26 protein-coding genes and 2 pseudogenes are annotated in these 25,672 nt (G+C 68.6%); 15 read left to right on the top strand and 13 right to left on the bottom strand.

Annotated features, from left to right (window positions below):
- The first annotated feature begins 92 nt into the window (after positions 1 to 92).
- Positions 93 to 1,016, top strand: a complete 924-nt coding sequence (locus tag ACIP2X_RS06620; protein WP_401668316.1) for an SDR family NAD(P)-dependent oxidoreductase — start codon at positions 93 to 95, stop codon at positions 1,014 to 1,016.
- A gap of 78 nt (positions 1,017 to 1,094) precedes the next feature.
- Here the strand turns inward: ACIP2X_RS06620 and ACIP2X_RS06615 are convergent, their stop codons facing one another.
- From ACIP2X_RS06615 to ACIP2X_RS06600, 4 genes are all read right to left on the bottom strand, one after another.
- Positions 1,095 to 1,388 carry a hypothetical protein gene (locus ACIP2X_RS06615; RefSeq protein WP_401668314.1) on the bottom strand — a complete coding sequence of 98 codons (294 nt, stop codon included), beginning with the start codon at positions 1,386 to 1,388 and terminating at the stop codon, positions 1,095 to 1,097.
- A 128-nt stretch (positions 1,389 to 1,516) separates the two neighbouring features.
- Positions 1,517 to 2,317 (bottom strand): IclR family transcriptional regulator, encoded by an 801-nt coding sequence (locus ACIP2X_RS06610; protein WP_401668311.1) that lies wholly within the window; start codon positions 2,315 to 2,317, stop codon positions 1,517 to 1,519.
- Positions 2,318 to 2,356: 39 nt separating this feature from the next.
- The gene (locus tag ACIP2X_RS06605) at positions 2,357 to 3,295 is read right to left on the bottom strand and encodes a hydroxymethylglutaryl-CoA lyase (protein WP_401668309.1); all 939 of its coding nucleotides are present in this window, start codon (positions 3,293 to 3,295) and stop codon (positions 2,357 to 2,359) included.
- Positions 3,296 to 4,525 carry a CaiB/BaiF CoA transferase family protein gene (locus tag ACIP2X_RS06600; RefSeq protein WP_401668307.1) on the bottom strand — a complete coding sequence of 410 codons (1,230 nt, stop codon included), beginning with the start codon at positions 4,523 to 4,525 and terminating at the stop codon, positions 3,296 to 3,298. It lies immediately after the preceding gene.
- Between the two features lie 323 nt (positions 4,526 to 4,848).
- On the opposite strand from ACIP2X_RS06600, the gene ACIP2X_RS06595 reads away from it, so the two are divergent.
- A complete protein-coding gene (locus tag ACIP2X_RS06595; protein ID WP_401668306.1) occupies positions 4,849 to 6,378 on the top strand; it encodes a GntP family permease in 1,530 nt (509 codons plus the stop codon).
- Positions 6,379 to 6,424: 46 nt separating this feature from the next.
- On the opposite strand, the gene ACIP2X_RS06590 is transcribed toward ACIP2X_RS06595, so the two are convergent.
- The 3 genes from ACIP2X_RS06590 to ACIP2X_RS06580 form a co-directional block, all read right to left on the bottom strand.
- Positions 6,425 to 6,952: a hypothetical protein gene (locus ACIP2X_RS06590; RefSeq protein WP_401668922.1), complete on the bottom strand. Its 528-nt coding sequence runs from the start codon at positions 6,950 to 6,952 to the stop codon at positions 6,425 to 6,427.
- Between the two features lie 136 nt (positions 6,953 to 7,088).
- Positions 7,089 to 7,976 carry a septum formation family protein gene (locus tag ACIP2X_RS06585; protein ID WP_401668304.1) on the bottom strand — a complete coding sequence of 296 codons (888 nt, stop codon included), beginning with the start codon at positions 7,974 to 7,976 and terminating at the stop codon, positions 7,089 to 7,091.
- Between the two features lie 423 nt (positions 7,977 to 8,399).
- On the bottom strand, positions 8,400 to 9,719 hold the full coding sequence (locus ACIP2X_RS06580; protein ID WP_401668302.1) for a tetratricopeptide repeat protein: 1,320 nt from the start codon (positions 9,717 to 9,719) through the stop codon (positions 8,400 to 8,402).
- 267 nt (positions 9,720 to 9,986) lie between these two features.
- On the opposite strand from ACIP2X_RS06580, the gene ACIP2X_RS06575 reads away from it, so the two are divergent.
- Positions 9,987 to 10,148 carry a hypothetical protein gene (locus ACIP2X_RS06575; RefSeq protein WP_401668920.1) on the top strand — a complete coding sequence of 54 codons (162 nt, stop codon included), beginning with the start codon at positions 9,987 to 9,989 and terminating at the stop codon, positions 10,146 to 10,148.
- A gap of 408 nt (positions 10,149 to 10,556) precedes the next feature.
- Positions 10,557 to 11,318, top strand: coding sequence for a maleylpyruvate isomerase family mycothiol-dependent enzyme (locus ACIP2X_RS06570; protein WP_401668300.1), 762 nt, complete (start codon positions 10,557 to 10,559; stop codon positions 11,316 to 11,318).
- Positions 11,319 to 11,554: 236 nt separating this feature from the next.
- On the opposite strand, the gene ACIP2X_RS06565 is transcribed toward ACIP2X_RS06570, so the two are convergent.
- Entirely contained in the window at positions 11,555 to 12,106 is a 552-nt protein-coding gene (locus ACIP2X_RS06565; protein WP_401668298.1) for a hypothetical protein, read from the bottom strand.
- 92 nt (positions 12,107 to 12,198) lie between these two features.
- Between ACIP2X_RS06565 and ACIP2X_RS06560 the strand changes: the two are divergent.
- From ACIP2X_RS06560 to ACIP2X_RS06550, 3 genes and pseudogenes are all read left to right on the top strand, one after another.
- Positions 12,199 to 12,644: pseudogene (locus ACIP2X_RS06560) on the top strand (transposase family protein); the annotation flags it as partial.
- 206 nt (positions 12,645 to 12,850) lie between these two features.
- Positions 12,851 to 13,255 (top strand): type II toxin-antitoxin system PemK/MazF family toxin, encoded by a 405-nt coding sequence (locus ACIP2X_RS06555; protein ID WP_401668296.1) that lies wholly within the window; start codon positions 12,851 to 12,853, stop codon positions 13,253 to 13,255.
- A gap of 242 nt (positions 13,256 to 13,497) precedes the next feature.
- Positions 13,498 to 13,719 (top strand): hypothetical protein, encoded by a 222-nt coding sequence (locus ACIP2X_RS06550; protein WP_401668293.1) that lies wholly within the window; start codon positions 13,498 to 13,500, stop codon positions 13,717 to 13,719.
- A gap of 25 nt (positions 13,720 to 13,744) precedes the next feature.
- Here the strand turns inward: ACIP2X_RS06550 and ACIP2X_RS06545 are convergent, their stop codons facing one another.
- Positions 13,745 to 13,972 (bottom strand): hypothetical protein, encoded by a 228-nt coding sequence (locus tag ACIP2X_RS06545; protein WP_401668290.1) that lies wholly within the window; start codon positions 13,970 to 13,972, stop codon positions 13,745 to 13,747.
- Between the two features lie 423 nt (positions 13,973 to 14,395).
- Here ACIP2X_RS06545 and ACIP2X_RS06540 point away from each other — a divergent pair, with 423 nt between their 5' ends.
- Positions 14,396 to 14,602 carry a hypothetical protein gene (locus ACIP2X_RS06540; RefSeq protein WP_401668288.1) on the top strand — a complete coding sequence of 69 codons (207 nt, stop codon included), beginning with the start codon at positions 14,396 to 14,398 and terminating at the stop codon, positions 14,600 to 14,602.
- A 49-nt stretch (positions 14,603 to 14,651) separates the two neighbouring features.
- On the opposite strand, the gene ACIP2X_RS06535 is transcribed toward ACIP2X_RS06540, so the two are convergent.
- Both ACIP2X_RS06535 and ACIP2X_RS06530 read right to left on the bottom strand, forming a co-directional pair.
- A complete protein-coding gene (locus ACIP2X_RS06535; protein WP_401668285.1) occupies positions 14,652 to 16,265 on the bottom strand; it encodes a phytoene desaturase family protein in 1,614 nt (537 codons plus the stop codon).
- A 339-nt stretch (positions 16,266 to 16,604) separates the two neighbouring features.
- Positions 16,605 to 17,519 carry a pentapeptide repeat-containing protein gene (locus ACIP2X_RS06530; RefSeq protein ID WP_401668283.1) on the bottom strand — a complete coding sequence of 305 codons (915 nt, stop codon included), beginning with the start codon at positions 17,517 to 17,519 and terminating at the stop codon, positions 16,605 to 16,607.
- A 484-nt stretch (positions 17,520 to 18,003) separates the two neighbouring features.
- Here ACIP2X_RS06530 and ACIP2X_RS06525 point away from each other — a divergent pair, with 484 nt between their 5' ends.
- The 5 genes and pseudogenes from ACIP2X_RS06525 (at position 18,004) to ACIP2X_RS06505 (ending at position 22,207) form a co-directional block, all read left to right on the top strand.
- On the top strand, positions 18,004 to 18,960 hold the full coding sequence (locus ACIP2X_RS06525) for a GlxA family transcriptional regulator (protein WP_401668281.1): 957 nt from the start codon (positions 18,004 to 18,006) through the stop codon (positions 18,958 to 18,960).
- Positions 18,961 to 19,067: 107 nt separating this feature from the next.
- Positions 19,068 to 20,066 (top strand): type I glyceraldehyde-3-phosphate dehydrogenase, encoded by a 999-nt coding sequence (gene gap / locus ACIP2X_RS06520; protein WP_401668278.1) that lies wholly within the window; start codon positions 19,068 to 19,070, stop codon positions 20,064 to 20,066.
- 64 nt (positions 20,067 to 20,130) lie between these two features.
- A pseudogene (locus ACIP2X_RS06515) lies at positions 20,131 to 20,499 on the top strand (DUF4240 domain-containing protein); the annotation flags it as partial.
- Positions 20,500 to 20,588: 89 nt separating this feature from the next.
- Positions 20,589 to 21,212 (top strand): hypothetical protein, encoded by a 624-nt coding sequence (locus tag ACIP2X_RS06510; protein WP_401668276.1) that lies wholly within the window; start codon positions 20,589 to 20,591, stop codon positions 21,210 to 21,212.
- Positions 21,209 to 22,207 (top strand): nucleotidyl transferase AbiEii/AbiGii toxin family protein, encoded by a 999-nt coding sequence (locus ACIP2X_RS06505; RefSeq protein WP_401668274.1) that lies wholly within the window; start codon positions 21,209 to 21,211, stop codon positions 22,205 to 22,207. Before ACIP2X_RS06510 ends, ACIP2X_RS06505 begins: the two co-directional genes overlap by 4 nt.
- Positions 22,208 to 22,305: 98 nt before the next feature.
- Here ACIP2X_RS06505 and ACIP2X_RS06500 read toward each other — a convergent pair whose 3' ends face one another.
- Positions 22,306 to 22,683: a fic family toxin-antitoxin system, toxin component gene (locus ACIP2X_RS06500; RefSeq protein WP_401668272.1), complete on the bottom strand. Its 378-nt coding sequence runs from the start codon at positions 22,681 to 22,683 to the stop codon at positions 22,306 to 22,308.
- Complete coding sequence (locus tag ACIP2X_RS06495; protein WP_401668270.1) at positions 22,683 to 22,922, bottom strand: hypothetical protein; 240 nt, start codon at positions 22,920 to 22,922, stop codon at positions 22,683 to 22,685. Before ACIP2X_RS06495 ends, ACIP2X_RS06500 begins: the two co-directional genes overlap by 1 nt.
- A gap of 513 nt (positions 22,923 to 23,435) precedes the next feature.
- On the opposite strand from ACIP2X_RS06495, the gene ACIP2X_RS06490 reads away from it, so the two are divergent.
- Together ACIP2X_RS06490 and ACIP2X_RS06485 are read left to right on the top strand one after the other, a co-directional pair.
- Positions 23,436 to 23,942: a hypothetical protein gene (locus tag ACIP2X_RS06490; protein WP_401668267.1), complete on the top strand. Its 507-nt coding sequence runs from the start codon at positions 23,436 to 23,438 to the stop codon at positions 23,940 to 23,942.
- Between the two features lie 359 nt (positions 23,943 to 24,301).
- Positions 24,302 to 25,231, top strand: a complete 930-nt coding sequence (locus ACIP2X_RS06485) for an ADP-ribosylglycohydrolase family protein (protein WP_401668264.1) — start codon at positions 24,302 to 24,304, stop codon at positions 25,229 to 25,231.
- Positions 25,232 to 25,672 lie beyond the last annotated feature (441 nt).

Here is a 25,672-nt window from a genome sequence, read left to right as displayed (position 1 = left end):
GCCAAACGGACACAGTGTCCGTATCATCGAAATCGGAGCCGGACCCGGACAGGGCGTCCGGCAGGTCACCGGGGCCTGACAGCCGACGCCTGGTGACCGAGCCGGGCGCGGCCACCCACCCGACGGGCGACCCGAGACGGCGTCGTCCGCCCAGCACTGAGGAGATCGTCATCACCAGGTCCATCGCCGTGGTCACAGGCGCCAGCCGTGGAGCGGGCAAGGGAATCGCCCTCGCTCTGGGGAAAGCAGGCGCGACCGTCTACGTCACGGGTCGCACGCGGGCCGCCGAGGAATCGCCGTACGGGGGTTCGGTCTTCGAGACGGCGGAGATGATCGACGAGGCGGGCGGACACGGGGTACCCGTGGTCGTCGATCACGCCGATGATGGCAGTGTGGAAGGGCTGTTCCAGCAGATCGCCGACGAGCAGGGGCGTCTCGACATCCTGGTCAACAACGCGGCGAAGCTGAACGGAATCACAGGGCCGATGGGCTTCTGGGAGAAGCCGCTCGAGGCGGCCGACCTGATCTCGGTCGGCTTGCGTTCCCACTACGTCGCCGCCTACTACGCAGCGCCTCTCCTGTTGGCGAACGGACGAGGGATGATCGTGGCCACCGGCCACTACGGCGCGGTGTCCTACTACCAGGGACCCGCGTACGGGGCGCAGAAGGCCGGGGCGGACAAGATGGCTGCCGACATGGCACACGAGTTGCGGCCGTACGGCGTGGCCTCCGTCTCGATCTGGATGGGTGGTCTCGACACGGAACGCGCACGCGCCTACCTGGACACCCTTCCTGCTGAGCAGCGCCCCAGTACGCCGCGTGAGTCACCGGAGTTCACCGGGCGGGTCATCTCCGCTCTGTACGCACGGGAGGACCTGATGGACTTCTCGGGTCGCACCATGATCGGTGCGGAGTTGGGCGCCCGTCTCGGCGTCACCGACATCGACGGCACCACGCCCCTCTCCCAGCGCTACCGGATGGGAGGACCGCCGGAACCACACGCAAGCCTGCTGTGAGAAGGCGAATCCCCCTCGGTGTCGGGTGCGGTGTGGAACCGCACCTCACCCGACACCGCAGGGGCACTTCGCCGGGGGTCAGGCACTCGCATGGCGTGGGCCGACCGCGCGACGCGGTGCGGCGTGATGCGCCGGCCGATCTGCTGCTGTGGCGGCCCTGAGGCGCCGCAGCCAGACAGATGCGGTGAACAGCAGTGCGGAGAAGACGACCAGCAGGAGCAGGGAGACCCACATCTGCCGGCTCGCGGAGTTCGCCCATCCCGTCCAGGCCGCCGCCGCCCACAACAGGGCTCCTCCCGCGTAGAAGGCGCGGACCCGGCGCAGTTGTCGGACGGCCCGGGAGGGAATGAGGTGATCGGTCTTCGGTGCCATGCTCAGCCGTGTACCCCCGACCGCGCCACCCAACAGACCGTTCTTGTACAGGTGGAGTCCGGACGTGCGTGCGATCTTCGGGCCCACGGAGGGCAGTTGTATCTGCCCTCCGGCGCAGGACCGGTCCGTCAGGAGGAGTCGCCCGCCCGCGCGCGGATGCCGGGGCGGTAACCCAGGAGGCGGGAGGCCTCCTCGCCGGCTTCGACGACCATGGGCGCGACCTGGGCGACGTCGGCCGGGGTCAGACGCTGGGTCGGCGCTCCGACGCCGATGGCCGCGACCAGTTCGCCGCTGCTGCCGAAGACGGGCGCACTGACCGAGGCGGCGCCCAGATCTCGTTCCTCGAACGTCGCGGAGAAGCCGTTGCGGCGTACCTCCTCCAATTGACGGTCCAGGACGTCGATGTCCACGACGGTGCGGCTGGTGTGCCGCGTGAGGCCGTGACTGACCGCGGCCCGGCGCGCCGAGGGGTCGTAGGCCATGAACACCTTGCCGGCCGATCCGGCGTGCAGGGACATCACCATGCCGATCATGAACAGCCGCATGACCACATGCCGGGTCTCCGCCAGGGAGACGACGGTCCGGAAAGCCCCGTCCCGCACATAGAGGCACGCCGTCTCACCGGTCCGGTCGCGCAGCTGCTGCAACGCGGGGCGGGTCAGCTGAACCATGTCCAGTCCGAACGTGCCCGGCGCGGACCAGCGCACCAGGCCGAGGCCGATGCGGTACCTGTCGTCGGTGCGGTCGAGGAATCCCTCGCGCGTGAGGTTGTGCACCAGACGCTGACAGGTGCTGGCGGGAAATCCGGTGGTTCTGGTGAGCTGCTGAAGGGTGAGCTCGGGCTGCTCGATCGTGAAGCATTCGAGGATCTGCCGGATCTTGTTCAGGACCAGCAGCGGCGCCGTACCGCCCTTGTCTTGCGTGCTCATCGCCACGTCTCCCCGCCGGAACTCCGCCCGTACGAGCACCTACGGTATGTCAGACAGGGCCGTGACACGCAGCGGTGCCGGTGCGGCCGGCACGGCCGCCAGCGCCGAGTCCAGCTTCCGCCCGAGCAGCGCGTGCAGTTCGTCGCGTAGCGCCACGAGCTGGTCGACATCGATGCCGGTGGCGATACCGGCGTGATGGCAGAGGTTGACGAGATCGTCGGTGGCGATGTTCCCCGCGGCACCGGGAGCGAAGGGGCAGCCGCCTACGCCGCCCAGGGCAGCGTCGAACCGGCGAATACCCAGGTGCAGGGCCTCCCAGACATTGGCTGAGGCCATGCCGTAGGTGTTGTGCAGGTGCAGACCGAGGGGCATGTCGCGGAGCTCGTCCTGAACGGCGGTCACCGTCCGCCGGATGTGCCAAGGGCTGGCCGCACCGATCGTGTCGCCCAGATGGAGGGCGGACACACCGAGGCCGGCCAGCCGGTGGGCGGTGTCCACGACGCGGCCGGGGGGCGTCTCGCCGTCGAACGGGCACACGAAGGCGGTGGCGATCGTGGCCTCCAGCTGGACCTTGGCGTCCGTGAGCGCCTCCGCCGCGGGGCGCAGCCGGTCCAGGGCCTGCCGGGTCGGGAGTCCGGCGTTGGCCCGGCTGTGGCCGTCGCTCGCCGAGACGATGAGGCGGACGTGTCGTACTCCGGCTTCGAGGGCCCGGCGGGCGCCCTTCTCGTTGAAGACCAGGGCGTGCAGGGAAGCGGCCTCGCCGGCGCACAGTTCGGTAGCCAGTCGGTCGGTGTCCGCCATCTGCGGCACCTTGTCGGGATGGACGAAGGAGCCGATCTCCAGCGACGTCACTCCGGCCTTGAGGAAGCCGTAGGCGAGGCGGAGCTTGTCGTCGGTGGGGACGATCACCGGCTCCATCTGGAGGCCGTCACGCAGCAACACCTCGGTGATCAGGACCTGGTCCGGCATGCCGTTCATTCACACCACTCCCCTGTCACGCAGCGCGGTGCGCCGTGCGTCGTCGATTCCGATCTCGGCCAGGATCTCGTCGGTGTGTTCGCCCAGGTCCGGGCCGAGCCAGCGGGTGCGGCCGGGCGCTTCGCCGAATGTGGGCACGATGCCCGGGAAGGCCACCTCGCGCTCGTCACCCTGGGCAATGCTCACCAGATGGCGCTCCAGCATGCCGCGTGCCGCGTAGTGGGGGTCGGTGGCGATCTCCGCCGCGGTGAAGATGGGACCGGACGGGATGCCGCCGTCGTCCAGGAACTTGAGGACCTCGTCGTGCGAGAAGCGCCGGGTCCAGGCGGAGATCGCGTCGTCGAGCTCCCCGGCGTGCCGGACGCGTCCGGCGTTGTCGGCAAGGCCCGCGGCCTCGGCCAGGTCCGGTCTGTCGATGACGTGCATGAGCCGCTTGAAGATGGAGTCGCCGTTGCCGCTGATGACGACGTACCGGCCGTCGGCGCACACGTAGGTGTTCGACGGCGCGATGCCCGGCAGCGAGCTGCCGGAACGCTCGCGCTCCACGGCGAAGGCGTCGTAGTCGGGGGTGAGGGACTCCATCAGGGAGTAGACCGCCTCGTACAGTGCGACGTCCACGGTGTCCCCGCGACCCGTGGCGGCGCGGCGCTGGAGGGCGGCAAGTGAGCCGATGACCGCGTACAGACCCGCCACGGAATCGGCGAGGCTGATGCCGAGCCGGGTCGGCGGCCGGTCGGGATAGCCGGTCAGGTGGCGCAGTCCGCCGACGGCTTCGGCGACGCCCCCGAATCCGGGCCGGTCGCGGTAGGGCCCGGTCTGTCCGTAGCCCGATATGCGGACGACGATCAGACGGGGGTCGGCTTCGCGCAGTTCGTCGACCCCGAGGCCCCAGCGCTCCAGCGTGCCGGGCCGGAAGTTCTCCAGGACGACGTCGCAGCGCCCGATCAGTTCCCTGGCGACCGCACGGCCTTCGGGGTGCCCCAGGTCGAGGGTGAGTGATCGCTTGTTCCGGTTCATCGCGCGGAAGAGGAGCGAGGTGTCCCCCTCGTACAGACGCCAGCGGCGCAGTTCGTCACCGCGCACCGGCCGCTCCACCTTCACCACGTCGGCGCCGAGGTCGGCCATCAGTCGGCCCGCCGACGGGGCGGCGATGAAGTTGCCCAGTTCGACCACGCGCAGTCCGTCGAGTGGCCCGGGGACACGCTGCCCACTCGCGTCGGTTGCGGCCATGTGCAGCCTCCTACCGTCAACTCACTATGTGGGTCCACACTCCAGAATGCGGTTTTCGTCCCCATCGGTCAAGGCTTACTTCATATCCCAAAACTTATACAAAATGTGACGATCGAGGCGCGACATCCGCCATTTAGTTCTATTCTTGACCATTGTCCTGCCACCATCGGCGCGCAGTCTGGGTTGCCATCCCATGAGATGAACGGGTGCAGGTCCCGTCCCGACGCCGTGACAGCGCCGTCACAGCGACCAGCGACTCGACATGCCGGCCACCGCCACCCGCGCAGCACGGCTCTCAGGGCCGCAGGCAAGGAGCGAGCGGTATGTCAGACGTTCCGGTCCTGGTCAACACGGGCGTGGCCATCCTGGCCATGGTCGTGCTGATCGTCAGATTCCACGTGAACCCCGTGATCTCCCTCGTGCTGGGCTCGCTCTACCTGGGCCTCACATCGAAACTCGGCCTCGACAAGACCGTCCAGACGATCACCAAGGGCTTCGGCGACATCATGGCCGAGGTAGGCCTGCTGATCGCCTTCGGCGTCCTCATGGGCGCGATGCTTCAGGAGATGGGCACGATCGAGCAGCTGGTGCAGCGGCTGATCCGGGTCTTCGGGCCCAAGCGGCTGCCGTACTCGATGTCCCTGACGCTGGGCACCCTGCTGCAGTCCATATACCTGGACGTGCTGCTGGTGATCTCCGCACCGCTGGCCCGCTCCGCCTCACGCCGCATCGGCCCCCTGGGCACACCCCGCATGGCCGTCGCCATGGCCATCGGCCTGGAGAGCGGCATCGTCCTGGTCGTCCCGGGAGTCGGAGCGCTGGCGCTGGCCGCGCTGCTGCACGTACCGCTGGGGACGATGCTGCTGGGGGGCGTGGTGTTGATCATCCCCACGATCCTGATCTCGGTGGCAATCATGACCTTCCTGTTCCGCAGGGGCTTCTGGAACCCGGCCACGGACGAGACCGCCGCCGAGACGTACGAGGCGGATACGGAGGCAGGTTCCGGCAGGCAAGCCGGGGAAGACCCGGTCACGGCAGGTCAGCGGACCGCGGCACCCCCCACCGCTCCGGCGAACGGGCCGGGCACCACCACGGCCGCTACCGCCACGCTCGACAGGGCCGCCGAAGAGGATGGCGGGGAAGGCGGCGGGGGCGGTAGCGGGAGGGGTGCAGGGGAAGGCGCCGACGGACTTCAGGCCGGGCACGAAGCCCCGCACCTGCTGATCAGCTTCGCTCCGCTTCTCGTAGCCCTGCTGATGATCGCCACCGGCGCCCTCGCGGACGCCGCGAACGTGCACAACCACGTGCTGGGCTTCTTGGCCGATCCGGTCGTCGCGCTTCTCGTCGGCCTGATCGGCACGGTGATCATCGGTCGGATCCGGCTGGGGCGGCAGCGGGCCGAGGACGCCATCGTGCGCGGCTTCAAGGACAGTGGCCAGATCCTCATCCTCACGGCCGTCGGCGGATCACTCGCCGCCGTGGTCGCGGCCGGAGGCTTCGGCTCCGTCCTCCGCGGCTACTTCGGCACTCACTCCTTCGCTCCCCTGCTGCTGGTCTGGGCAATCGCGGCCCTGCTGCACCTGGCGGTCGGTTCGGTCACCATCACTGCCATCACCGCAGCCGGTGTCCTCGCGCCACTCGCACCGAGCCTCGGCATCGACCCGGTGCTCATCGCGCTCGCCGCGGGCACGGGTTCGCTGTTCGCCATACATGTCACCAGCAACACGTTCTGGCTGCTCCGGTCACTCATGGGACAGACCACCCGCGGCACGCTCAAGACCTGCACGGTCGGCGTGTCCCTTGCCTCGGTCGTCGGCATCATCCTGTTGCAGCCGATCAGCCTGCTGTTCTGACGGGCGGTTGGTGACTGCGCTTCCGCCGTCGGGTGGTCCGTGCATCTCACGGACCACCATAAGCAAGATCCCTGCCGCCACTGGCCTCGATCAGCCAGTACAGCGAACCGCTGCCGAACGGGCAGCCGGTGGTGGCCACTTGAATCCAGCCGACTCCCGATTCGTCGGTTCCGGCGTGCCACCACCACCAACTGCGGTCGGCGCCGGCCCCTTCCGGGTCGAAGTCGTGCAGCCAAGCCGACAACGTCCACGGTCCCTCGTCGTCAGCTGTCTGCAACGGCAGCATCGCCCGCCACCGCCGCAGCCATGCTCCGGCACCGACGCGCTCACCAGGCTCCGGCCGAAAGGGCTCGGGCGCGCACCGCTGGATGAACCATGCCGGCAGCAGCCGCGGCCACCGCTCCCGGTCGGGCCAGTCGCCGGTCCGCTCGACCACCCGCGTCAGCACCGCACGGGCATCGGCGATGACCTGGCCGGGCTCGTCGGCCGTGAACCGGACCTCTACGAGGAACGGCCGTTGCCTACCGTCCTCAGTCGTCGGCCCGAAGCGAAGACGCCGTAGCTCGCCCTCCATCAACTCCACGCGAGGAAGGGTGCACCAGCACCGGCCTCGCGGCACCTCAATAGTGAGGCCGGTGCTGGTTGCACGGAGCGGGGCCGGGCCGGGGCCGGTGCCCTGGGAGGCTTGAGCCCCGCTCCTCGGGCGGGGGTCAGCCTGCCCAGACCTCGGCCTCGTCGGCCGGAACGGTGGTGGCCAGACCCAGCTCCTTCCGGGCGGCGACCGACTTGCCCGGGTCGATGCCCGTGAACGCCGGGTCGTAGGCGAGGTAGAACGCGTCGGCGTCCGCGGCGTCCGCCGCCTTCTTCCAGTCCCCCGCAGCCTTCGTCAACGTCTCGCGGAGCTTGCCGACCTCGGCGCCCTCGATACCGCTCAGACCCTCGACGTGTGCGTCGAGAGCGGCCGCGACGGCCTTGGCCTGCGCCTTGTAGCCGGCCAGGTCGTCCTCGACGGTGTCCTTCTCGGACTGGTTCGCCCACAGGGCCTCGTAGACCGCGTTCGAACCCTTCAGGTACGTGCTCTGCTCGGGCTTGAGGGACTTCGCCGTGTCCAGCGAGCCAGTGAACGTGCCCTTCTCCACGGTGTAGGTGCAGCTCACCGCACGGTCACCGGTGGCCCAGCTCTCGCTGGTCGGGGTGTAGTAGAAAAGCGCGACGCCCTTGGGGAGCGCCCACGTGTCCGGCGCGTACTTCTGCGCCTCGGCCGGGCAGCGGTCGTCCGCGATCGCCGCGACACCGTCGTCGCCGGGATACTTGTTGCCCTCGTCGATCGCGAACTCACCGACGACCTGACCCTCGTGAGCCTCGCCGCACGGCACGACCTCGACGGCGTAGGCAGTTCCCTCCGCATTGCCGTTCGGGTTGTAGCAGTCACCGACGTCCAGCGAGAACACCGACTGCTGGCGCGCCACCTTCCTCGCACCGTCCTTGGCACTGTCCACGGCGTCCGTGACGTCCGAACACCCCACAGCCCCTATCGCGAGCAGTGCGACAACGGCGGATATGCCGCGAAGGGAACGATACGGAGTATGGGCTGCCATGACGTGTACATCCTCTTATCTGATCTTTATGAGGTCGCGCGCATCGTATGCCATCCCGGGCACCCCGCTGCACCAGGCCCTCACCTCACTACGACGACTCCGACTCGCGACGGACGCCGAAGGTTGTATGGCCGCTGCCGAGGCCGGGAGCACGGACGAGTTCAGGCACGAGGAGATCTCGTGGCTCCCACCGGTCGGTTCAAACAACGGACTACGCCGCGGCATCCACGAAGTGCTGCCGCCGAGCATCCCGCACTCTGCACATCCGGTACGCGCATTCGCCGCGCGATCGCGGATGGGCGACCGAGCAGCACCAGGCTGGGACCACTCCTGGCACGGCAAGTCTCCCGACCTTGGAGGCGATCACCCCTGACGACCAATCCACTGGCCCGCGAGGGGAGTTGCCTCAGCAGCACGACTGGGTCAGCGGAAGCGGGAGCTGGACACCGGCCCCGTCGAGTTCAGGCCCGCTCGGTCGCCTGTCAGCCAGGTGTCGCGGACCGCGGAAACGAAGTCGGTGAGCTTCTCGACAGGATCGGCGGGTGCACCGCCGTCGCCTTCGTCCGGCGACGCGTCGGCCGCCAGGATGTCGGCGGCGATGTCCTCCTCCGGCCGACCGTCGGGAGCGCCTCGGTCGACGTTGCCGTCCTCGCCGGCGCGCAGTTGTCCCTCCCAGGGCGCGGTCGCCGACTGGTGGAGCAGGGTGACGCTGTCAGCGGTCACGACCGGCGGGTCGGTCCAGCTGCTCGCGTGCTCGTGCAGCACTTGGCCCGGCGTCCGCTCCAAGAGCCGGCCGAGGATCTCCGGACCCTGCTCGGCGTCGGCCACCACGTTCAGGTCGTACGCGACGACGACCGTGTCCTCCCGGTCGGGCGCGAAGGGCTTGGCCGGCAGCTCCAACACCTCGGCCGCCGCGAGGCCGAGAATCCTGCTTCCCCGCTCGGGCAGCAGGGACACCGACGTGGGGCGCACCCCGGCGGCGCCCAGGACCGCCTTGAGCCGCAGCAGGCCGCGCAGGCACTGGCCGTGGGTGTCCTGGAGCCAGGCGAACCGCCCGGTCATGCCCGACTCGAAGCCGTACGGGGACAGGGTGCCAAGCACCGTGCCGCCGATCACGTACTGCCACCCTCGCAAGTCGGTGGCATCCAACGGGCTCACCGGCTCGGTCCTGCCTGCTCGCTCCAGCATGCGTCGCTGGCGGGCTTGAGCGGGCAGCCACATCGCGTCCTGCGGATCGGGAAGACGGGCGTGCCGGCGACGGGCAACAGCAAGATCACCGGCCATGAGGGCGTTGTAGACCAGCAGGTAGCGGTCCGGCCAGTCGACGAGCCCGCTTTCATGCGCCGTGAGCACCTCCACGGCGTCGCGATGCCGGCCCTCACGCTCGTACGCCGAGACCAGCTCGCGCAGGACCGCCGCGGATCCCTGCGCCTGGCGCAGGGCCAGACGCAGGGCAGGTATCGCCAGGTAGGGCACACCTCGCTCGATACACGCGTAGCCGAAGTCGTAGAGAGCCTGCGCCTTTTCCGGACGGGCCGCCAACGAGTCGGCGGCCGTGCGCAGATCATCGAAACCGGCACTCCCGGCGGCCCGGGCGACCACGAGAGCGAGCTCATCGAGGGGCAGGTCATCGGTTCCCTGCCGCAACTGGCGCAGGGCTCCCGGGACATCACCCTCATCGAGAGCCTGCCACGCGTTGAGCAGTTCGGGAGTCTTCGGGCGGCGATTCTTGCGGGAGAACATGCCGAGGATTTTCATCGATGATCCGCATCACCCTCAACCGCATTATGCGGGGCCCTTCGTGCCTCGGCACGGCTTCCGCGCGCTGGAGCCGGGCCCGATTCCGGTCGGGCCCACGCGATGCCCCCTCGTGGAACCGATGCCACGGAACAAGTAAGCCTGCCTCAGGCCTCCTGACAACACGATTGGTCGGAGACGGTAGGCTCGGCGGCCGTGAGTCAGAGCGGTTCGCAAGCGGCGGCATTCTTCCGAGATGTCCGCCAGAGCCGAATGGTCTGGCTTGTCAGGAATGACGATGGAAGCCCGACTCACCTCTCCGAGGACAGCACGCGAAGTCTTCCCTTCTGGTCGACCTCGGCCCGCGCCCAAAGGGCGGCCAGGATCTGGGGACATGGGACACGTTGCATCCGTGCCCTTGGACGTCTGGTGTGAACGCGTACTGCCCGATGCCGCCCGGGATGGACTCGTGATCGGCATCAATTGGAGCGGGCCGCGGCTTGTCGGCTGGAGTTTCACCTCCGTTGAAGTTCTCAACCGACTGGCGGCGACTGACTAGCTCACAGCATCGCTCGCCAGAGCGCGCAGTCACCAGCAGCGGATGAGAGCGCATCCTAGGACGGAGAAGGCCTGACCAGCAGCAACGGCTCGATCCGATCCGCCCCGCTGGTCATCTTGCACAATCCACGGAGAACCGTTCCCCTCCCCCAGGACTCGTTCAACGAGCCAGCCAGGAAGGGGGTATGGCTACGACCAGGCTCTCCTACTCGGTGCTCCGGCTCCCCCAGCTGACGGCCCGAAAATGGGGTGCGGTCGGCTCAGCTGGGGTGATAGCCAAGCGATGTGACAGAGAGCCTTGAGTATTCCGCCCTGCTGCAACTGATCAACGAGCGGTCGGCCGCGTTCCGGAGTGCGGTTGCCGCCGCGCCCAGCCTTGACGCGCCGGTGCCGTCCTGCCCTGAGTGGACGTTGTTCGATCTGGTGCAGCACCTGGGTACGGGCCAACGCTGGTGGGCCGCGATCGTCGCCGCGGGCCCGGCGGAGGCTCCGCCGGCCAAGGATGCCGCGGCGGCGCCTCGCGAGCTCGAGGCGCTGCTCGCTTGGTACGCCGAGTCGAACGAGCTGCTCCTGAGTGCGCTGCGCGAGGCCGGACCGGAGCGCGAGTGCTGGGCGTGGTGGCGCGCCGGCGTGTCGCCGGCGAATTCCTGGGGCGTTGCCCGGCGCCGGGTGCACGAGGTGCTGGTGCACACCTACGACGCCCAGCTCGCCGCAGGCGCCGTGCAGCCGATGCCGGCGGACGTCGCGATCGACGGCGTGGCCGAGTTTCTCGACACCTGCAACTCCACGCCGGCGGCATGGCCGCACGAGGCCGCCACCATCCACTACCACGCCACCGAGGGCCGCTCCTGGCTCCTCGTGCTGGACGGCACCGGCGCCTGGCCCGCACCCCTCACGGACGACGCCGCACCCGCCTCCGCTTCGGCCACGGGCACGGCCGAGCAGCTGCTCCTCTTCGTCTGGGGCCGCCTCACGCTGAGCGATCTGAAGGTCAAGGGCGACCAGCAGGTGTTCGAGCAGCTGATCGCCTGGGAGCCCGAGGAGTAGCCGGTCGACACCGCCAGCGGACGGCCTCGTTGACGTCCGGGTCGGTCAACATCACGAACAGCTCCGCCTCCGCGCGGGAGACGGCCAGTACGGCCTCGTACAGCTCGGGCTCGAGCGCCTCCCGCAGCACTGCCGACTCAGCCAGGAAGGGGTTGCAGCTTCGACGAGCCCTTCTGCTAGAGGTTGTCCAGCAAAGGGCTCCGAGTGCGGAGCGGCCTGAAGGACTGGCAAGGTGCTCAGCCGGTGGTTCGTGAGGTGCCCAGCGACTGGGCGAAGTCGGCGAGCGTGTGAAAGTCGGTCTCCCGCAGGCCAATCCGCGGGTTGACGTGGTGGAGCAGCCCAGGTCCTTGGTGGTGGGTTGTCACGTAGGTCTGATCCAGCTCGCTCTGCTCATCGTCCACCCAGGCGAAAGGACGGCCGCCTGCGTAGTCCACCAACGGTCCGGTCTTCCAGTGCACTCCATCAGGGCGTTCCTGGAACAGGGCGTCGCCGAAGTCGACGAAGGGGAGTTCCGGGAGGCCGAGGACCGGTGCGATCCACCGGTTGGCGTCGTCCATCCATGTGGTGGCCCAGCACAGCTCGAAGCCGAGCTGGAGCAGGGTTCGCCCGTGCTCTGGGTGGAGCCAGACCCGAAGGGGGCGTCGTCGGGACGAAAGGCCCGTACCGCCCTGATGGGCGTTATTCCGGGGAACTCTGAGCGTGGTGTAGCCGTCGGGACGCCTCTCCGGCTGAGCCGCATAGGGGTTGAGTGGCCCGTCCACGTCGAGGAACAGCAGTGGTCGGTTCACGGTCTCCCCGGTCTTGCGCGCTGTGGACTGCCCTGATCAGCGTAGCTGTGGGACCTTCTCGACATGGAGCCAGCCTGAGTGATGATCATGAAGTGGCGAGTGTGATCACGGCATCGGAGCCGTTCTGGATGACCCCATTCACGGGGCTGAGCCCGCGCATCTTCGGCAAGCTACTGACCACGCTGCGGTGCTATGGAGCAGATGTGGTCCACCGAGGCAGGTCGTGGAGTTTACCGCTGGAGGACCGCGTGTTGCTGATCACGGCCTACTGGCGTACCAATCTGACGTTGCGGCAGCTAGCTCCGCTGTTCGACGTCTCGAAGTCCACAGCCGGCAGAGTCATCCCGCACCTCCGACCCTGCTCGCGCTCAGGCCCCGCAAGCGGTTCGCCAAGGACACCGTTCTCATCGTGGGCGGCGCCCTGGTCCCTACCCGGGACCACACCATCGCGGAACGGTCGAAGAACTACCGGTACTCCACCAACCACCAGGTCGTCACCCACCTCGTAGCGGACCTGGTCGGCATCCCACTTCGGCCTCCCTAGCAGGTGCTACATGCCGTCCAGGGCCCTGTCCCCCGCCCACTCGGCAATGGCATGCCAGCGGACAGGGTCTACGCTGTGACCTGCCGCCACCGCATGATCGTTTGTCTTCACACACCGATGATCAACGGTGGCCGCACCCGTCTCCACACCACGTCAGGGCTGCGCAGCTTCTGCCTGCCGTCCTGTGTATCGGAGGGCTTGTGCAACGTGGCGAAGTCTGGTGGGTGCAGTTCGACGAGCGGAGGTTGGTCGTACTGCTGTCAGGAGACGACGCGTCCGGGTTCCAGGTGATGCAGGTCGTCGCTCCGGCGGGCGTCGACATCAGCGGTCTGGGCATCGAAGTTACGATCGGCGCCGGTGAAGGGCTGCCGTTCGAAGGCGTGCTGCGGCTCGCGTTCCCGCGTCCAGGCTTCACCCCGTGCACGTGGGTGACCACCGTTTCCCAGGACGACCTGATAGAGCGGGCGGCCGTCCTGTCCTCCAGGAAGCTCAGCGAGATCGACGATGCCCGCCGACTCGCTGAACAAGCAAAGGAGCGGACCCCGGCAACGACCGCGAAGCTCAGCGAGATAAGGGACGCCCTCCGTCGCGGTGAACTCGGGTAGACGGAAAAGGAGCCGACGCCCTCGACGGCACGGTCGATCTCGGGCGAGATGATGCACGCTGACACACCTGCTGCCTCGACGCCCCTCACCATCGGGATTATGATCTACGGCTGGAGTATCAGGCCCTCTCGTTCGGATCTTGAGGGTTCAGTCGATTCCTGTGCGAAGTCCTGGGCCTGTCTGGGCCGGCGAAGGCGTAATCCGATGGCCCCTTTGCTTGCAATGTCCCTAGGGTCGCTGGGGTGACACACAACACCGTTGACCCGGCAACGATCACGCCGGAGATGGCTGCGCAGATCCGCAGGTGGCGATGTGATGAGGACTACACCTGGCGCGCTGTGGCCCAGGCCGCGTCCGACCTGTGGGGATCCGAGTGGGGCAGCAACCAGCTCTTCGGTGAAGACCTCTGTGTGGCCGCAGCGAAGTTGCTGGGCGAAAACCCCCACCGGGAACCGTGGAACTGACGCTCCTCAGATGGCCTCACTAGGATCAGCTTGCGGACCAGATGAAGAGGGCCGCGATGTGGAGTCCCGCCTGTAGGACGGTGGCAGGCTTCTCGTAGCGAGTGGCCGGCCCGCGCCTGTTCTTGTGGCGCTTGACGCAGCGCTCGACCGTGTTGCGCTGCGTGTATGCCTGGCGGTCGAACGACGGCGAACGGCCGCAGTTGCTGCCCATGCGCTTGCGGTTGGCGGTCTGGGCCCGATCAGCCAGGACCACGACGGGTGGGTGCGCGGCCGACCGATTTCCTTGCGCACGCGCAGGGCGGTCTCGTCCCGGGCGATCCCAGAGCAATTGCGAACGTGCGGAATTCGGGCGGTCATTCCCCAGCCCGCCGACCTGACCAACACTCGGATGATCAGAAAAAGCGGCCTAGATGGTCTGGGCGGCGGCGACCGTGTCCGGTCCCGTGCGAGCACGTGTATCAAGCTCCCTGACCCGGGAGTTCACCACACGGGGCCGAATTTCTCGTGCGGGTGCATCCAAGGGGGACGCCGGCGGCGAATGCCATTCCGTGGAGGTCCGGGCGCTGAAGGACATCGGGGGGCGACCTCCGGCACCGGGCGTATCACGCGATGGGCAGGAGCTTCTGGTGGGTCTCCTCCCTGCCAAGGGCAACACGTGCAGCGAGTTGGAGGCTCAGTGACCGAAGAACAGTCCCCATGGGTTGGCGACCAGGTGTACGACTCCAGCGCGGACCAAGAGGGCATCATCACCGACGTGAAGAACGGGACGTACATCCTGCGGCCCGTACACACGTGGGCCCGCACATGGACGGCTCCCAGTGCCGACACCCTGGAGATCACCGTGCCGCGGCAGGAGCGGGTCGCGAGAGATCGGCAGGGCTGACCACACACGCCGCTTCGCGATCAGGTCAACAGCTGGGCGGAATTCCCGGTCAGCGACGACCGTCGGCAGCGAGGATCAGGTTGGCCACGGTTCGGCCCGACGCGCCGCTCACGCCCGGTCCCGGCCAGGCGGACGCTCCGATCAGATAGACGCCCGGTACGGCGGTGGCGTACCCACCGCCGTGGGCCGCCAGGGGGCGCTGAGTGAGCCCCTGGGACAGCGCCATGTGCCCGGCGTTGCTGTCGCCTGGACCCGCGTTGGGGTTCGCTGCCGCCAGGTCCTTTGGACTGACCAGGTGGCGGGCCAGGATCAGTTCCTCCAGGCCGGGCAGGTGCTGGGAGGCCTCCGCGATCACGCGGTCGGCGAAGCGTTCGGCCACGGCGGTATTCCAGTCGCCGTCGGCGGTGATGGTGCCGACCGCGTCCCCGACCGGGTGCAGCGGCACGTCCAGGACTTGCAGGCGCGCCACGGCTGCGCCGGCAGGAGCCCTGCCGGGGTCGATCGCGGTGGGTTCGTGCCAGGAGATGGAAGGGTGCTCGGGCAACAGACCGTCGTCAGCTTGGCGCACGGACCTGACCAGTTCTGCCACACCTCGACCGAGATTGATGGCACCCCCTCGGTCAAGGCGGCGATCGTGGAAGTGCGGCCTGGCTGACAGGGCCAGGTTGATCTGGAAGCAGCCGCGCCGGTACTTGTAGCGCGCCGCTTGGCTGCGCACCCCCACCGGGATGTCGGCGGCGCCCCGCAGCAGGCGGCCGTAGAGCTGAGGTGGGCTTGTGGTCGCCACGACAGCCTCGGTCGCCGTGTACACAGCCCCGTCCTGAGTGCGTACTCCGGTGCCACGCCCCTCGGCGACCAGGATCTCGTCCACCTCTGCATCAGTCACCACCACCGCGCCATGCCGTTCCACGAGCGAGGTGAGCGCAGTGGTCAAGCGTCCGCTGCCTCCCTCGGCCGCCGGCATCCCCGCAGGCAGCATGGCGACGAACACAGCGGACCACAGCGCCCCACTGGCATCGTGCGGGCCCACTCCCGCGTGCAAGGACCATGGAAGGAACGCCGAGTGCGTCTCCTCCGTGTGGAAGCGGTCGGTGATCAGGTCCCACGCGCTGCCTGTCACAAGCTCCTTGAAGGGCAGTGCATTTGTGGCACGTCCGTCGTCCAGCTCGCGCAGCGCCGTAGCCGCTTCGGTAGAAGTGAGGTCCATACCGAACAGAGGCATGATCGAATCGAAGGTCGGAGCCAGATCCGCCAGGAGCCCGGTCCAGGCTTCCCGTTCTCCCAAACGGTCCAGTTCTGCCGCGAGTTCACTTGGATCAGTGGAGACGACCATGCTGCGGCCGTCGGGCAGGGAGGCTCCGCTGGACACCTCGCCCTGCAGATATCGCAGGCCGAACTCTGCCAGCTCGTCCCCCAGTTCCGCCCAGACGGGTCCGCCGACCAGGATGGGGTGCACTGCGGCGTAGGTGTCGTGCAGGAAACCAGGCAAGGTCAATTCCTCGGTACGCACGAAACCTCCGGGTACAGCTGCACGCTCCAGCAGTGCCACGCTGCGTCCGGCCTTGGCGAGGTGCACCGCCGCGACGAGGGCATTGTGCCCGGCTCCGACAAAAATCACGTCGAACGTTCGCTTTGATATATCTTGCGGACTATTCGCAGACATGTCGGAATCCTACATTCGTCCGACAGCGGCGCACGTCGCCCCTCAACTGCGCTTTTGCCGGTGGGACAGCTGTCGCGAGTGGTCGATTTACGCGGGCTCCCGCCAGCAGCACGGACGCTGGTCGCCGTATCCCGGCGCAGGAGAAGCCCTTTTCGCCCTGGTGGCAACCACTGGGGAGTCACCCCGGCTGCCGGACGGCCGGCGGGATGCGGACCGGCACCCCAACACTTGTAAGTTCAAGCACACTGGCGGAGAGCCCAGGAGTAAATACCTATACAAATGACTGAGCGTTGCCGGCGATCACGTCCTGGATACGAGCGGCTAAGGCGCCCGTTCACCTCACCGCGGCAGATCCTGTACGGATTGCGGGCGCAGCGGTGGTGCGTCTTCCGCAGCCGTGACCACCCCGGCGGCCGCGGTGTCGAAGCCCGAGGGCCACACCGTGGTGGTATCGGCCACCGCTCCGGTCAAACTGCACGTCGTGGGGTCGGTGCCGGTGAGGTCCGTGCCGCGCAGGTCGGCCTGATCAAGCCGTGCACCTCTCAGCACCGCGCCCGTCAGGTCGGCACCGGTGAGGTCGGTGGCCGCCAGGTCGGCTCCGTCGAGCCGGGCATGCCACAGGATCGCGGACCTCAGGTCGGCTTGGTGGAGGTCGGCGTCGATGAGGTTCGCACCCGCCAGCCAGGTGCCGGTCAGGTCTGCACGCCGTAGATCGGCGCCCCGCAGACCCGCGATGGCGAGGTCGCTGTAGTGCAGGTCCGCATCGGCGAGACCGGCGAAGGGCAGTCGCACCTGCCGGAGGTCGGCCCAGTCCAGTCCTAGTTGGTGGTGGTACGGAGCCTTCGCCCGACGGCCGAGCACGGTCAGCGCTGCCTGACGGTCGACGGACCGTACGGACATGGGCCCCTCGCCACCGTAGGTGCGGGCCAGTGCACCTTTGTGAGCCTCATCGCGCGCCACGGGCCGCGCGCGGAACGGATCGGAGGTCCCGGTGCGCTTGAGAAAGGCACACAGCACCTCCGCGATCGTCACGCGGTCGTCCGGCGAGTCGTGGGCGATGTGTTCGAGAGCGAAGACCGCTCCCAGGCGCACCTCGGGGCTGGAACTCCCCAACTGCTCGACCGCTGCCGTGAAACGCTGCGTGATCTGGCCCCGCCGGCCGATCTGCAACTGCCGCCAGCTGAAGAAGGCGCCAACCAGCAGCGCGACACCGGCCAGGCCCTGCAGCAGCGTGGCGCGGATGTCGTTGATCATTTTGGCGCGATCGGATGCGGGCGTCGCCGGGCCGTCCCAGTCGAGGAGGTAGCGGGGGCCACCACGGTGACGAGGGTGACCAAGAGCAAGCTGCCGCACACAGCGGCCACGGACAACGCCCGCGGCGGGCCGTTCGGGCGGGTGCCGGGAGGCTTCTGTTCGCGCACGGGATGCCCGGGTAAGGCTCGTTCTCGTCTCGCCATTCTGGCCTACCCCCACCGCTTCTCAGCCTTGTCGGCCGCCGCCGAACGTGTCGGCAGGACGTGCGCCACCACGGTATTCCAAACGCCGCGTGGCGGGTTGGGAATGGCCGGCTCCTGCGCGGACGTGCGTCCCGCTCGTGGCGGACGTCGGGCCGACGCCGCCCCCTTGAGGGCGTGTTTCCGTTCGGATCAGCTGAAGGCGTCCGTCGTCCGGTCGGTGTGTCGTCCGGTGGGTCCGTGGGCTGCGCGTAGTGAAGGCACGCCGGACGTAACCTCTTGCTGTGCCCGCACCCCGCCTCCATCGCGTAGCCGTCCTTGTCCTCGAAGGGGCGAAGCCGCTCGACGTCGGAATTCCCGCGCAGGTCTTCACGACCCGGGCGAGCATGCCGTACGAGGTGCGGGTGTGCGGGGCGGCACCCGGTCTCGTGACCGGCGGCGACGGTCTGGCGTACTCCGTCGCCCACGGCCTCGACGCGCTTGCGTGGGCCGACATCGTCTTCGTCCCCGGGTACCGGTTCCCGGACCGCGACGACCCGCCGCAGGCCGTCGTCGACGCGCTGATCACCGCCCACGACCGGGGCGCGCGGCTCGCCGCCATCTCCACCGGTGCCTTCGCGCTCGCCGCCACGGGTCTGCTCGACGGCAGGCGCGCCACGACGCACTGGCACTACACGCGGGCACTCGCCACCAGGTATCCGCTCGTCCAGGTGGACGAGAACGTGCTGTTCGTCGACGAGGGCAGCGTGCTCACCTCGGCCGGCGCCGCCTCCGGCATCGACCTGTGCCTGCACATCCTGCGCGGCGACCTCGGCGTGGCCGCGTCCAACCACGCTGCCCGGCGTCTCGTGGCAGCCCCGTACCGCAGCGGCGGCCAGGCCCAGTACGTGCCACGCAGCGTTCCCGAGCCGCTCGGTGAGCGGTACGCCGCCACCCGCGAGTGGGCGCTGCACCGCCTCGGCGAGCCCCTCACCCTCGACCTTCTGGCGCGGCAGGCGGGGGTGTCGCCGCGCACGTTCTCCCGTCGCTTCGTCGAGGAGACCGGCTACACGCCGATGCAATGGGTGATGCGCGCCCGCATCGACCTGTCCCGGGAACTGCTCGAACGTTCGCAGCGCAGCGTCGAGCAGATCGCCGCTGACGTCGGGCTCGGCACCGGCGCCAACCTGCGCCTGCATTTCCAGCGCATCCTCGGCACCACGCCGAGCGAGTACCGGCGCACCTTCACCCGGGGCGAGTAGGCCGGCTGCCACCGGGTGGCGGGATCCTTTTGAACCGTGGCGATCCGGCCACTGTCGGCGGCGGCAGGCGCGGGCGAGCCTGGTCGGGAAGGGAAGGGACATCACTTATGACTCGCATCGCCATCAACGGATTCGGCCGCATCGGACGCAATGTGCTGCGCGCTCTGCTGGAGCGTGACAGCTCCCTCGAGATCGCCGCCGTCAACGACCTGACGGAGCCCGCCACACTCGCGCGGCTGCTCGCCTACGACAGCACGGCCGGCCGGCTCGGGCGCCCGGTGACCGTCGACGGGGACGCGCTCGTGGTCGACGGCCGTCGGATCACCGTGCTGGCCGAGCGCGAACCGGCCCAGCTGCCGTGGGCCGAACTCGGAGTCGACATCGTTCTGGAAGCCACCGGCCGCTTCACCTCGGCCAAGGCCGCCCAGGCCCACCTCGACGCGGGCGCACGCAAGGTGCTCGTCAGCGCGCCGTCGGACGGCGCCGACGTCACGCTCGCCTTCGGGGTCAACTCGGACGCCTACGACCCGGCCGTCCACACGATCGTCTCGAACGCCTCCTGCACCACCAACGCGCTCGCGCCGCTGGCCAAGGTGCTGGACGACCTCGCCGGTATCGAGCACGGGTTCATGACGACGGTGCACGCCTACACGCAGGAGCAGAACCTGCAGGACGGTCCGCACCGCGACGCCCGTCGCGCCCGGGCCGCCGGTGTCAACATCGTGCCGACCACCACCGGCGCCGCCAAGGCGATCGGCCTGGTGTTGCCGAACCTCGACGGCAAGCTGTCGGGCGACTCGATCCGCGTGCCGGTGCCGGTGGGCTCGATCGTCGAGCTCAACACGACCGTCGCCCGGGACGTGACGCGCGACGACGTGCTGGCGGCGTACCGCGCCGCGGCGGACGGGCCGCTCGTCGGCGTCCTCGAATACTCCGAGGACCCGCTCGTGTCCTCCGACATCACGGGCAACCCCGCCTCTTCGATCTTCGACTCGGCCCTCACCCGCGTCGACGGGCGGCACGTGAAGGTGGTCGCCTGGTACGACAACGAGTGGGGCTTCTCGAACCGCGTGATCGACACGCTCGAGCTGCTCGCCGGCCGCTGACCGGATGCCGGGCCTCCTCTGGGCGCTGTGATGGACCAGGCGGGTCCATCACAGCGCCTCGTCACAACAGAGGAAGGTTCTCCAACAGCTCGCGGAAAGACCACGGCAGGAGATCCTCGAATACGCCGGACGCTTCGATGAGTTGCACGACGCCCTCTACCGCTGGGACGTGTGGGCGGCTGCCTACCTCATCGGGGGCGGGTGCTCCGACGACAGCTTCATGGACTTCCGTGCGGGGGTGATCGCCTTGGGTCGCCAGTGGTACGAGCACGTGGCCGCTGACCCCGATGCCCTCGCCGGGCACCCAGATGTGGTCAAGGCCGCGCACGTCAGGGACCGTTCCGAGGTGCTGTTCTGCGAGGACGTGAACTATGCGGCCAGCGAGGCGTTCGAACGGATCACTGGTGATGCGGATGCCTTCGACGAGGCTTGACACCCTTCAGCCTCTGACGGTCTCCGAGCAGGCCGTGTCGTGGGAAAACACGGATGCCGCGTACGGCGTTGGTCTGGCAGGATCCGTGAGTGCCCGTCTCCCTGTACGAATCGCATGTGACGATCCGCTGTGCTGACCGCGACGAGCAGGCGCGGTTGGACCGGTGGGCGGCCGTCGGCGGGCTGAAGCTGACCCACATCGTGCTGGCTCGCGGCCGGATGCGCGAGCAGCCCATGCTCACTCTGTCCGGCTCCTCGTCGTACGCCGAGCAGGCCGCGCGTGTGCAGGACGTGGTAGCGAGGCTCCGGGGGGACGGCTTCGAGCCGGTACGGGTGAAGACCGAGTCCACACCATGCGCTCCCGAGGTGCCGGCGCGGCTCGTCGAGGGGGACGAGCGCTACTTCGAGCACCACGTGAAGCTGCTGCTGGACGCGGACACGGACCTGGCCACGCTCGCCGCGCGTGTGGTGCCGCATGGCGCCCACCTGTCGTGGAACGCCCGGCGTGTGCGGGCCGGGGCTCGGCACGAGCGGTTCGTGACGCAGCGCTGCCGCGGGGTGACCACCGACGGCGCGGGGCTGGCCCTGGACCGGCTGTTGACGGAGTTGGGCGGTTTGACCGTGCTGGATGTGGAGCGGGAGTTCGTTCTGCACGACAGTGACCTGTCCGTGGACGACGGCTGGATCGAGGAGCCCGTGGGGGTACGAACATGAGTGGCACAGCGTGGGACGGGTTCAGCCGGCGAAGCACCCAGCTGCCCCGGGAGCCGTTGGACGAAGCCACCCGCAGGGCGGCGGACCTGCCGAGGACGCTGCAGTGGGTGCCGGGGGACGACGTGGTCCAGCGTCCCGTCTTCGACCCGTCGCTGAAGCATCACCAGAACGCCTATCGCGCGACCGACCCGCGGTTCGGCGATCCGGCGCGCGGCGAGGCGTGGCGGGCAGCCCGGCGCCAGGCCCTGCACCTCGTGCTGGACGCGATCGCCGCGTCGCAGTGGGTCGACGCGCTGATGCTGCGCGGCAGCGTGCTGATGTCCGTGTGGTTCCCGGATGCCGCCCGCGAGCCTGGTGACCTCGACTTCGTCGTCGTTCCCCATACCTGGCGAATCGACGACGGCCGCACGGACTTGATGTTGCGCGGAATCGCCGACGCGGCGCAGGCGCTGGCCGAAGCGCGCGGACGCGAGGTCGGGATCTCGGCGCGGGGGGCGGTGGTCGAGGACATCTGGACCTACGACCGGGTGCCGGGTCGCCGGATGGTGCTGCCGTGGGGCTCGCCCGGGCTGCCGGGCGGCCACGTCCAGCTCGACTTCGTCTTCAACGAGCGCCTCGCTGAGGCGCCGGAGCCGACCGAGCTGCCGGGTGGCACGGTCGTGCAGGCGGCCACGCCTGAAGTGTCCCTGGCCTGGAAGCTGATGTGGCTGATCAACGACATGCACGCCCAGGGCAAGGACCTGTACGACGCAGTGCTGCTGGCGGAACGGCACGCGCTGCGCTACGAGTTGCTGCACGAGGTGTTCCGGCTGTCGGGCGAGTGGCCTTATCCGTACCGCGAGAAAATTCTCCTCGAGGACGTGACGGAGGCGGTGGGCTATGTGGAGTGGAACCACTTCGTCACCGAGTATCCGCAACTCCGGGACGCCGAACGGGAGTATGCGGACCGGCTGGTGCGGGCCGTGACGCCGACGTTTGATGAGGCCGCCACCTGAGCCCAATGTCAGCGATTGGCCTCCGATTCAGGAAGTCGCCCCGCTCATATGGCCCGCCTCACAGCGGGATACGGCATTGACCAGAGACGTGCAGGGCCTCAAGTAGCAGTGGGCCAGGTCCGTAGCAGAGCGGCGATCTTGGCCGCAGTACAGGCGGGGCTCAGGAGGAGGTCCTTGAGGGCGACGGCATCCTCACGGGCGGGCTTGACGGCGATCCCGGCGGCATCGAGGTACATCACGCCGGTAGCTGCCGCGACAGCCATGTTGGAGCGCTCCAGCCATCGGCACCGGCCCAACGTGTGCACCAGCGCGGCAGCCCTCACGTAGGCCCCGTCGTAGACCGGCTCGCCGAACAGCTCCGCCCGGTGGCGGGCGACTGCCGAGATGGGGACACCGTAGTCGTCCGGGGCTGGATCGTCGGCGCCGGCGGCCTCTGCCACCTGCAGGATCCAGGGAACGTCGATGTGCAGTTCCATCAGGCGGCGCGCGCTCCCCCGGTCGCTTGCTGGGTTTCTTCTGCCTCGTCGAAGATCGCTTGGTGCTCGGCCAGGAAACGGGCCGCCGCCTCCACGGATCGGGCACGCAACCCGCTCGCATCGTCCTGCACCAGCCTGGCCAGGTAGTCCCCGATGCTCAGACCCAGGTCAGCGGCTCGCTTCTTCGCGAGCTCCGCCACGTCCTCGTCCACGCGCGCACCGAGCTGTGTCTTCCTCATGGCAGCATGGTAACAGCCGTTACCCGGGGTCGGCCGCCTATCGCCGAGCCGCGTTCGCTGAACATGGAGGGGAAGGGAAGATCGGCGGCGCACCTGCGGTGAGATCGGACTGCGGGCACCGCCATGCGCGCGTGGCCTCAGCCAGCGCAAGCGCGAGGTGCAGGGCCAGGGCGTCGACGTCCTCACGGAGGATGCCCACGGCGTGATGGAACGGCTCCTCCGAGAAGTGGCGCCTCTCGACCTCCGCGGGTCCGGTCGACAGAGCTGATGGCCGCCGCCTGCCACGACGCCAAGCGCACGACGTAGTCCTCGCCCTCCAGGCGGACACGGAACTGTGCTCTCAGAGTGCATCTCCTTGCTCGTCAAATGCCGTGAAAAGCGTGCCCCGCCCGCGCACTCATACAGAGAGTCGTCCCACACCGTCGTGACGGCATGACGAAGGCTTCGGCAGCTGTGCATGGAGGCAAAGGGCCCAACTGCGGGAGCCGTCAGCATTTCGACCAGGGAGTAGACATGCACGGTATGCGCCGGATCCTCAGCGTGGGAACGACCGCGTTCGTACTCGGGGCGGGGCTCTTGGCCGGTTCTTCCGGCGCGGCTCAGGCGGCGCCGTCCGACTGCACAGGGGGCGCCAACGGTTTCACCGACATCCCCGACAGTCTCAGCGGCCAGGGTGTGGCAGGGGCGGGAGCACTGGTGATCAGCAATCCCCACGCCGTCGCCTCGTGGGCGATGCAGGCGGGCAACGTGGGTGGCAGACAGATGGGCTGGGGCGTCCTGAGCACAGGAGGAGCCGGCGACTGGGGGCCCGGCGTCAGGGCCAGCGTCTGGATGTATGTCACCAACAACAACCACGCGTCGTCCATCACATGCGGCCCCTTCGAGGTGAGGTCGGCCGGCACCAGGATCACGACCCCGGCCTACCCGACCAGTAGCTCGTCGAGCCGGGCCTTCCAGGTCTGCGCGATCCTGTACAGCCCCGCAGAAGCCACCGACGCCGTGTGCACGCCGTGGTGGTAGGCCGTCGCCAGGAAGTTGGCCGGCGCGACGGGAGCCTGATCGGATGAGGTGGCCCCCAGCGGGGACCGGCCCTTGAAGGCAGGGCCCCGCGGGGCGGCCGTCCATCCGGGGCTCAGGTATCCGTCGAACACGACGGATACCGAGTCGGCAGGCGGCCTTTCGGCCGTTGCTACCGCGGTCTCGGCCTGGTTCCACAGGCGGGGCGGACGGCCTGAAAGCTGCCTTCTGCCTTGATGCACCTCGGCGTCAGACTCCGGGGGCCGGGTTGGCGACCTGGTCGCGCCGCCTTGTTGCCCACGACACGATCGGGGCTGGTAGGGGGACGGAGCCCTTCGGTTCGGCAAAGGTAGCCTGCGGGAATGACGCGCATGCAGCGGGCCGCCGGCGTGGTCGTCGGCTCGGCGGTGGGTGACGCCCTGGGCGGGCCCTTCGAGTTCGGTGCCCAAGGGGCGTTCTCCGCGCGGTTTCCCACCCCTGGTGCCGGAGACGAAATGAGCGGAGGCGGTGGCTGGGATCCCGGCGAGGCCACTGACGACACGCAGATGGCCGTCCTGGTCGCGGAGTCCCTGCTGGAGCGGGGCGGACTGGATCTGCCGGACGTCTTCGCCCGATTCCAGCGATGGGCAGCATCAGAACCGAAGGACATCGGATTGCAGACCGAGGATGTCCTGACCAGCGGCATGCCCTGGGACCTCGCCGCCAAGGTCCATTTCCAGGTCAACCAACGAGCAGCAGGGAACGGCTCCTTGATGCGGGCATCGACCTCCGCGGTCCATTTCGCGGCGGCCGGCCAAACGGCCACGATGGACGCGGCCCGCCACATCGCTGCTCTCACCCACGGCGACCGCGCGGCCTGGGAAGGCACCGCGATCTTCCACGAACTCGTTCGCCGCACCTTGGAGGGCACCGACCCGCTCGCCGAACTCCCGGGCATCCTGGCTCTTGTCCACCCCGAACACCGCGGCCGCTACGCCACAGTCCTCGGGACCGACTGGCATCCCGATCAGGCAACAGAGTTCAACGGTGCAGTCTGGCCCTGCCTCGGATCCGCCGTCTGGGCTCTGCGCACCACGACGAGTTTCGAAGACGCACTACGCGCGGCCATCGACCTCGGCGGTGACACGGACACCGTCGCGGCCGTCACCGGAGGCCTCGCGGGGGCGTACTACGGGCTGGACGCCATCCCCGCCCGCTGGACACAGCCGCTCCACGTTCCCCTCCCGGGATTCGACGGGCGCGTGCTGCACCTGGCAGATCTGATCCACCTGGCACACCGCCTCAGTGGCTGACCAGGCCGGCACAAATGTTGGTGATCGTGGAGCTTGGATGTGCGATGACGTCCGCTCCGACCACTGGAGGCGCGAACCGTGTGCCGCTGATCACCCACTTTTTCAGCCCGACGAAGACACCACCCGCCATCACAACGCGAGCCGGCTGGGGATGCGTGACCCCGCAAACTCTGTGCCCCTCCTCGAACCCTTCCCGCAGGGGACCAGGCGAGAGCTGTCGCGTCTCAGTTTGCCGTGTCCTCTGGGACAGGTTCGCCCCTGCCGACGGTCACAGCCCACGTCACGGTTGGGGGTGCCTTCACAGAAACGGTGCCAGCCCTGTCGGCGGTCCTGAGTGCGAACTGGTTGTACGTGACAGAGGGCTCCGCCGCGGAACACTCCACGACGAATGACACCTTCATCACAGGAAGCCGAACGGTGAGCTTGGCTCCGCCCGAACAA

This window comes from Streptomyces sp. NPDC089424 (genome assembly GCF_044749345.1).
Classification (GTDB): Bacteria; Actinomycetota; Actinomycetes; order Streptomycetales; family Streptomycetaceae; genus Streptomyces.
The sequence above is the reverse complement of the archived record's forward strand: the minus strand, read 5'-3'. Positions and strand labels throughout refer to the sequence as shown.

What these genes read in the sequence shown, in the direction of transcription:
- ACIP2X_RS06600 (WP_401668307.1), bottom strand. Translation starts at nt 4,525, where the DNA reads ATGGCCGCAACCGACGCGAGTGGGCAGCGTGTCCCCGGGCCACTCGAC.
- ACIP2X_RS06615 (WP_401668314.1), bottom strand. Translation starts at nt 1,388, where the DNA reads ATGGCACCGAAGACCGATCACCTCATTCCCTCCCGGGCCGTCCGACAA.
- ACIP2X_RS06610 (WP_401668311.1), bottom strand. Translation starts at nt 2,317, where the DNA reads ATGAGCACGCAAGACAAGGGCGGTACGGCGCCGCTGCTGGTCCTGAAC.
- gap (WP_401668278.1), top strand. Translation starts at nt 19,068, where the DNA reads ATGACTCGCATCGCCATCAACGGATTCGGCCGCATCGGACGCAATGTG.
- ACIP2X_RS06585 (WP_401668304.1), bottom strand. Translation starts at nt 7,976, where the DNA reads ATGGCAGCCCATACTCCGTATCGTTCCCTTCGCGGCATATCCGCCGTT.
- ACIP2X_RS06590 (WP_401668922.1), bottom strand. Translation starts at nt 6,952, where the DNA reads ATGGAGGGCGAGCTACGGCGTCTTCGCTTCGGGCCGACGACTGAGGAC.
- ACIP2X_RS06605 (WP_401668309.1), bottom strand. Translation starts at nt 3,295, where the DNA reads ATGAACGGCATGCCGGACCAGGTCCTGATCACCGAGGTGTTGCTGCGT.
- ACIP2X_RS06575 (WP_401668920.1), top strand. Translation starts at nt 9,987, where the DNA reads ATGGTCTGGCTTGTCAGGAATGACGATGGAAGCCCGACTCACCTCTCC.
- ACIP2X_RS06485 (WP_401668264.1), top strand. Translation starts at nt 24,302, where the DNA reads ATGACGCGCATGCAGCGGGCCGCCGGCGTGGTCGTCGGCTCGGCGGTG.
- ACIP2X_RS06580 (WP_401668302.1), bottom strand. Translation starts at nt 9,719, where the DNA reads ATGTTCTCCCGCAAGAATCGCCGCCCGAAGACTCCCGAACTGCTCAAC.
- ACIP2X_RS06530 (WP_401668283.1), bottom strand. Translation starts at nt 17,519, where the DNA reads ATGATCAACGACATCCGCGCCACGCTGCTGCAGGGCCTGGCCGGTGTC.
- ACIP2X_RS06595 (WP_401668306.1), top strand. Translation starts at nt 4,849, where the DNA reads ATGTCAGACGTTCCGGTCCTGGTCAACACGGGCGTGGCCATCCTGGCC.
- ACIP2X_RS06490 (WP_401668267.1), top strand. Translation starts at nt 23,436, where the DNA reads ATGCACGGTATGCGCCGGATCCTCAGCGTGGGAACGACCGCGTTCGTA.
- ACIP2X_RS06505 (WP_401668274.1), top strand. Translation starts at nt 21,209, where the DNA reads ATGAGTGGCACAGCGTGGGACGGGTTCAGCCGGCGAAGCACCCAGCTG.
- ACIP2X_RS06500 (WP_401668272.1), bottom strand. Translation starts at nt 22,683, where the DNA reads ATGGAACTGCACATCGACGTTCCCTGGATCCTGCAGGTGGCAGAGGCC.
- ACIP2X_RS06535 (WP_401668285.1), bottom strand. Translation starts at nt 16,265, where the DNA reads ATGTCTGCGAATAGTCCGCAAGATATATCAAAGCGAACGTTCGACGTG.
- ACIP2X_RS06495 (WP_401668270.1), bottom strand. Translation starts at nt 22,922, where the DNA reads ATGAGGAAGACACAGCTCGGTGCGCGCGTGGACGAGGACGTGGCGGAG.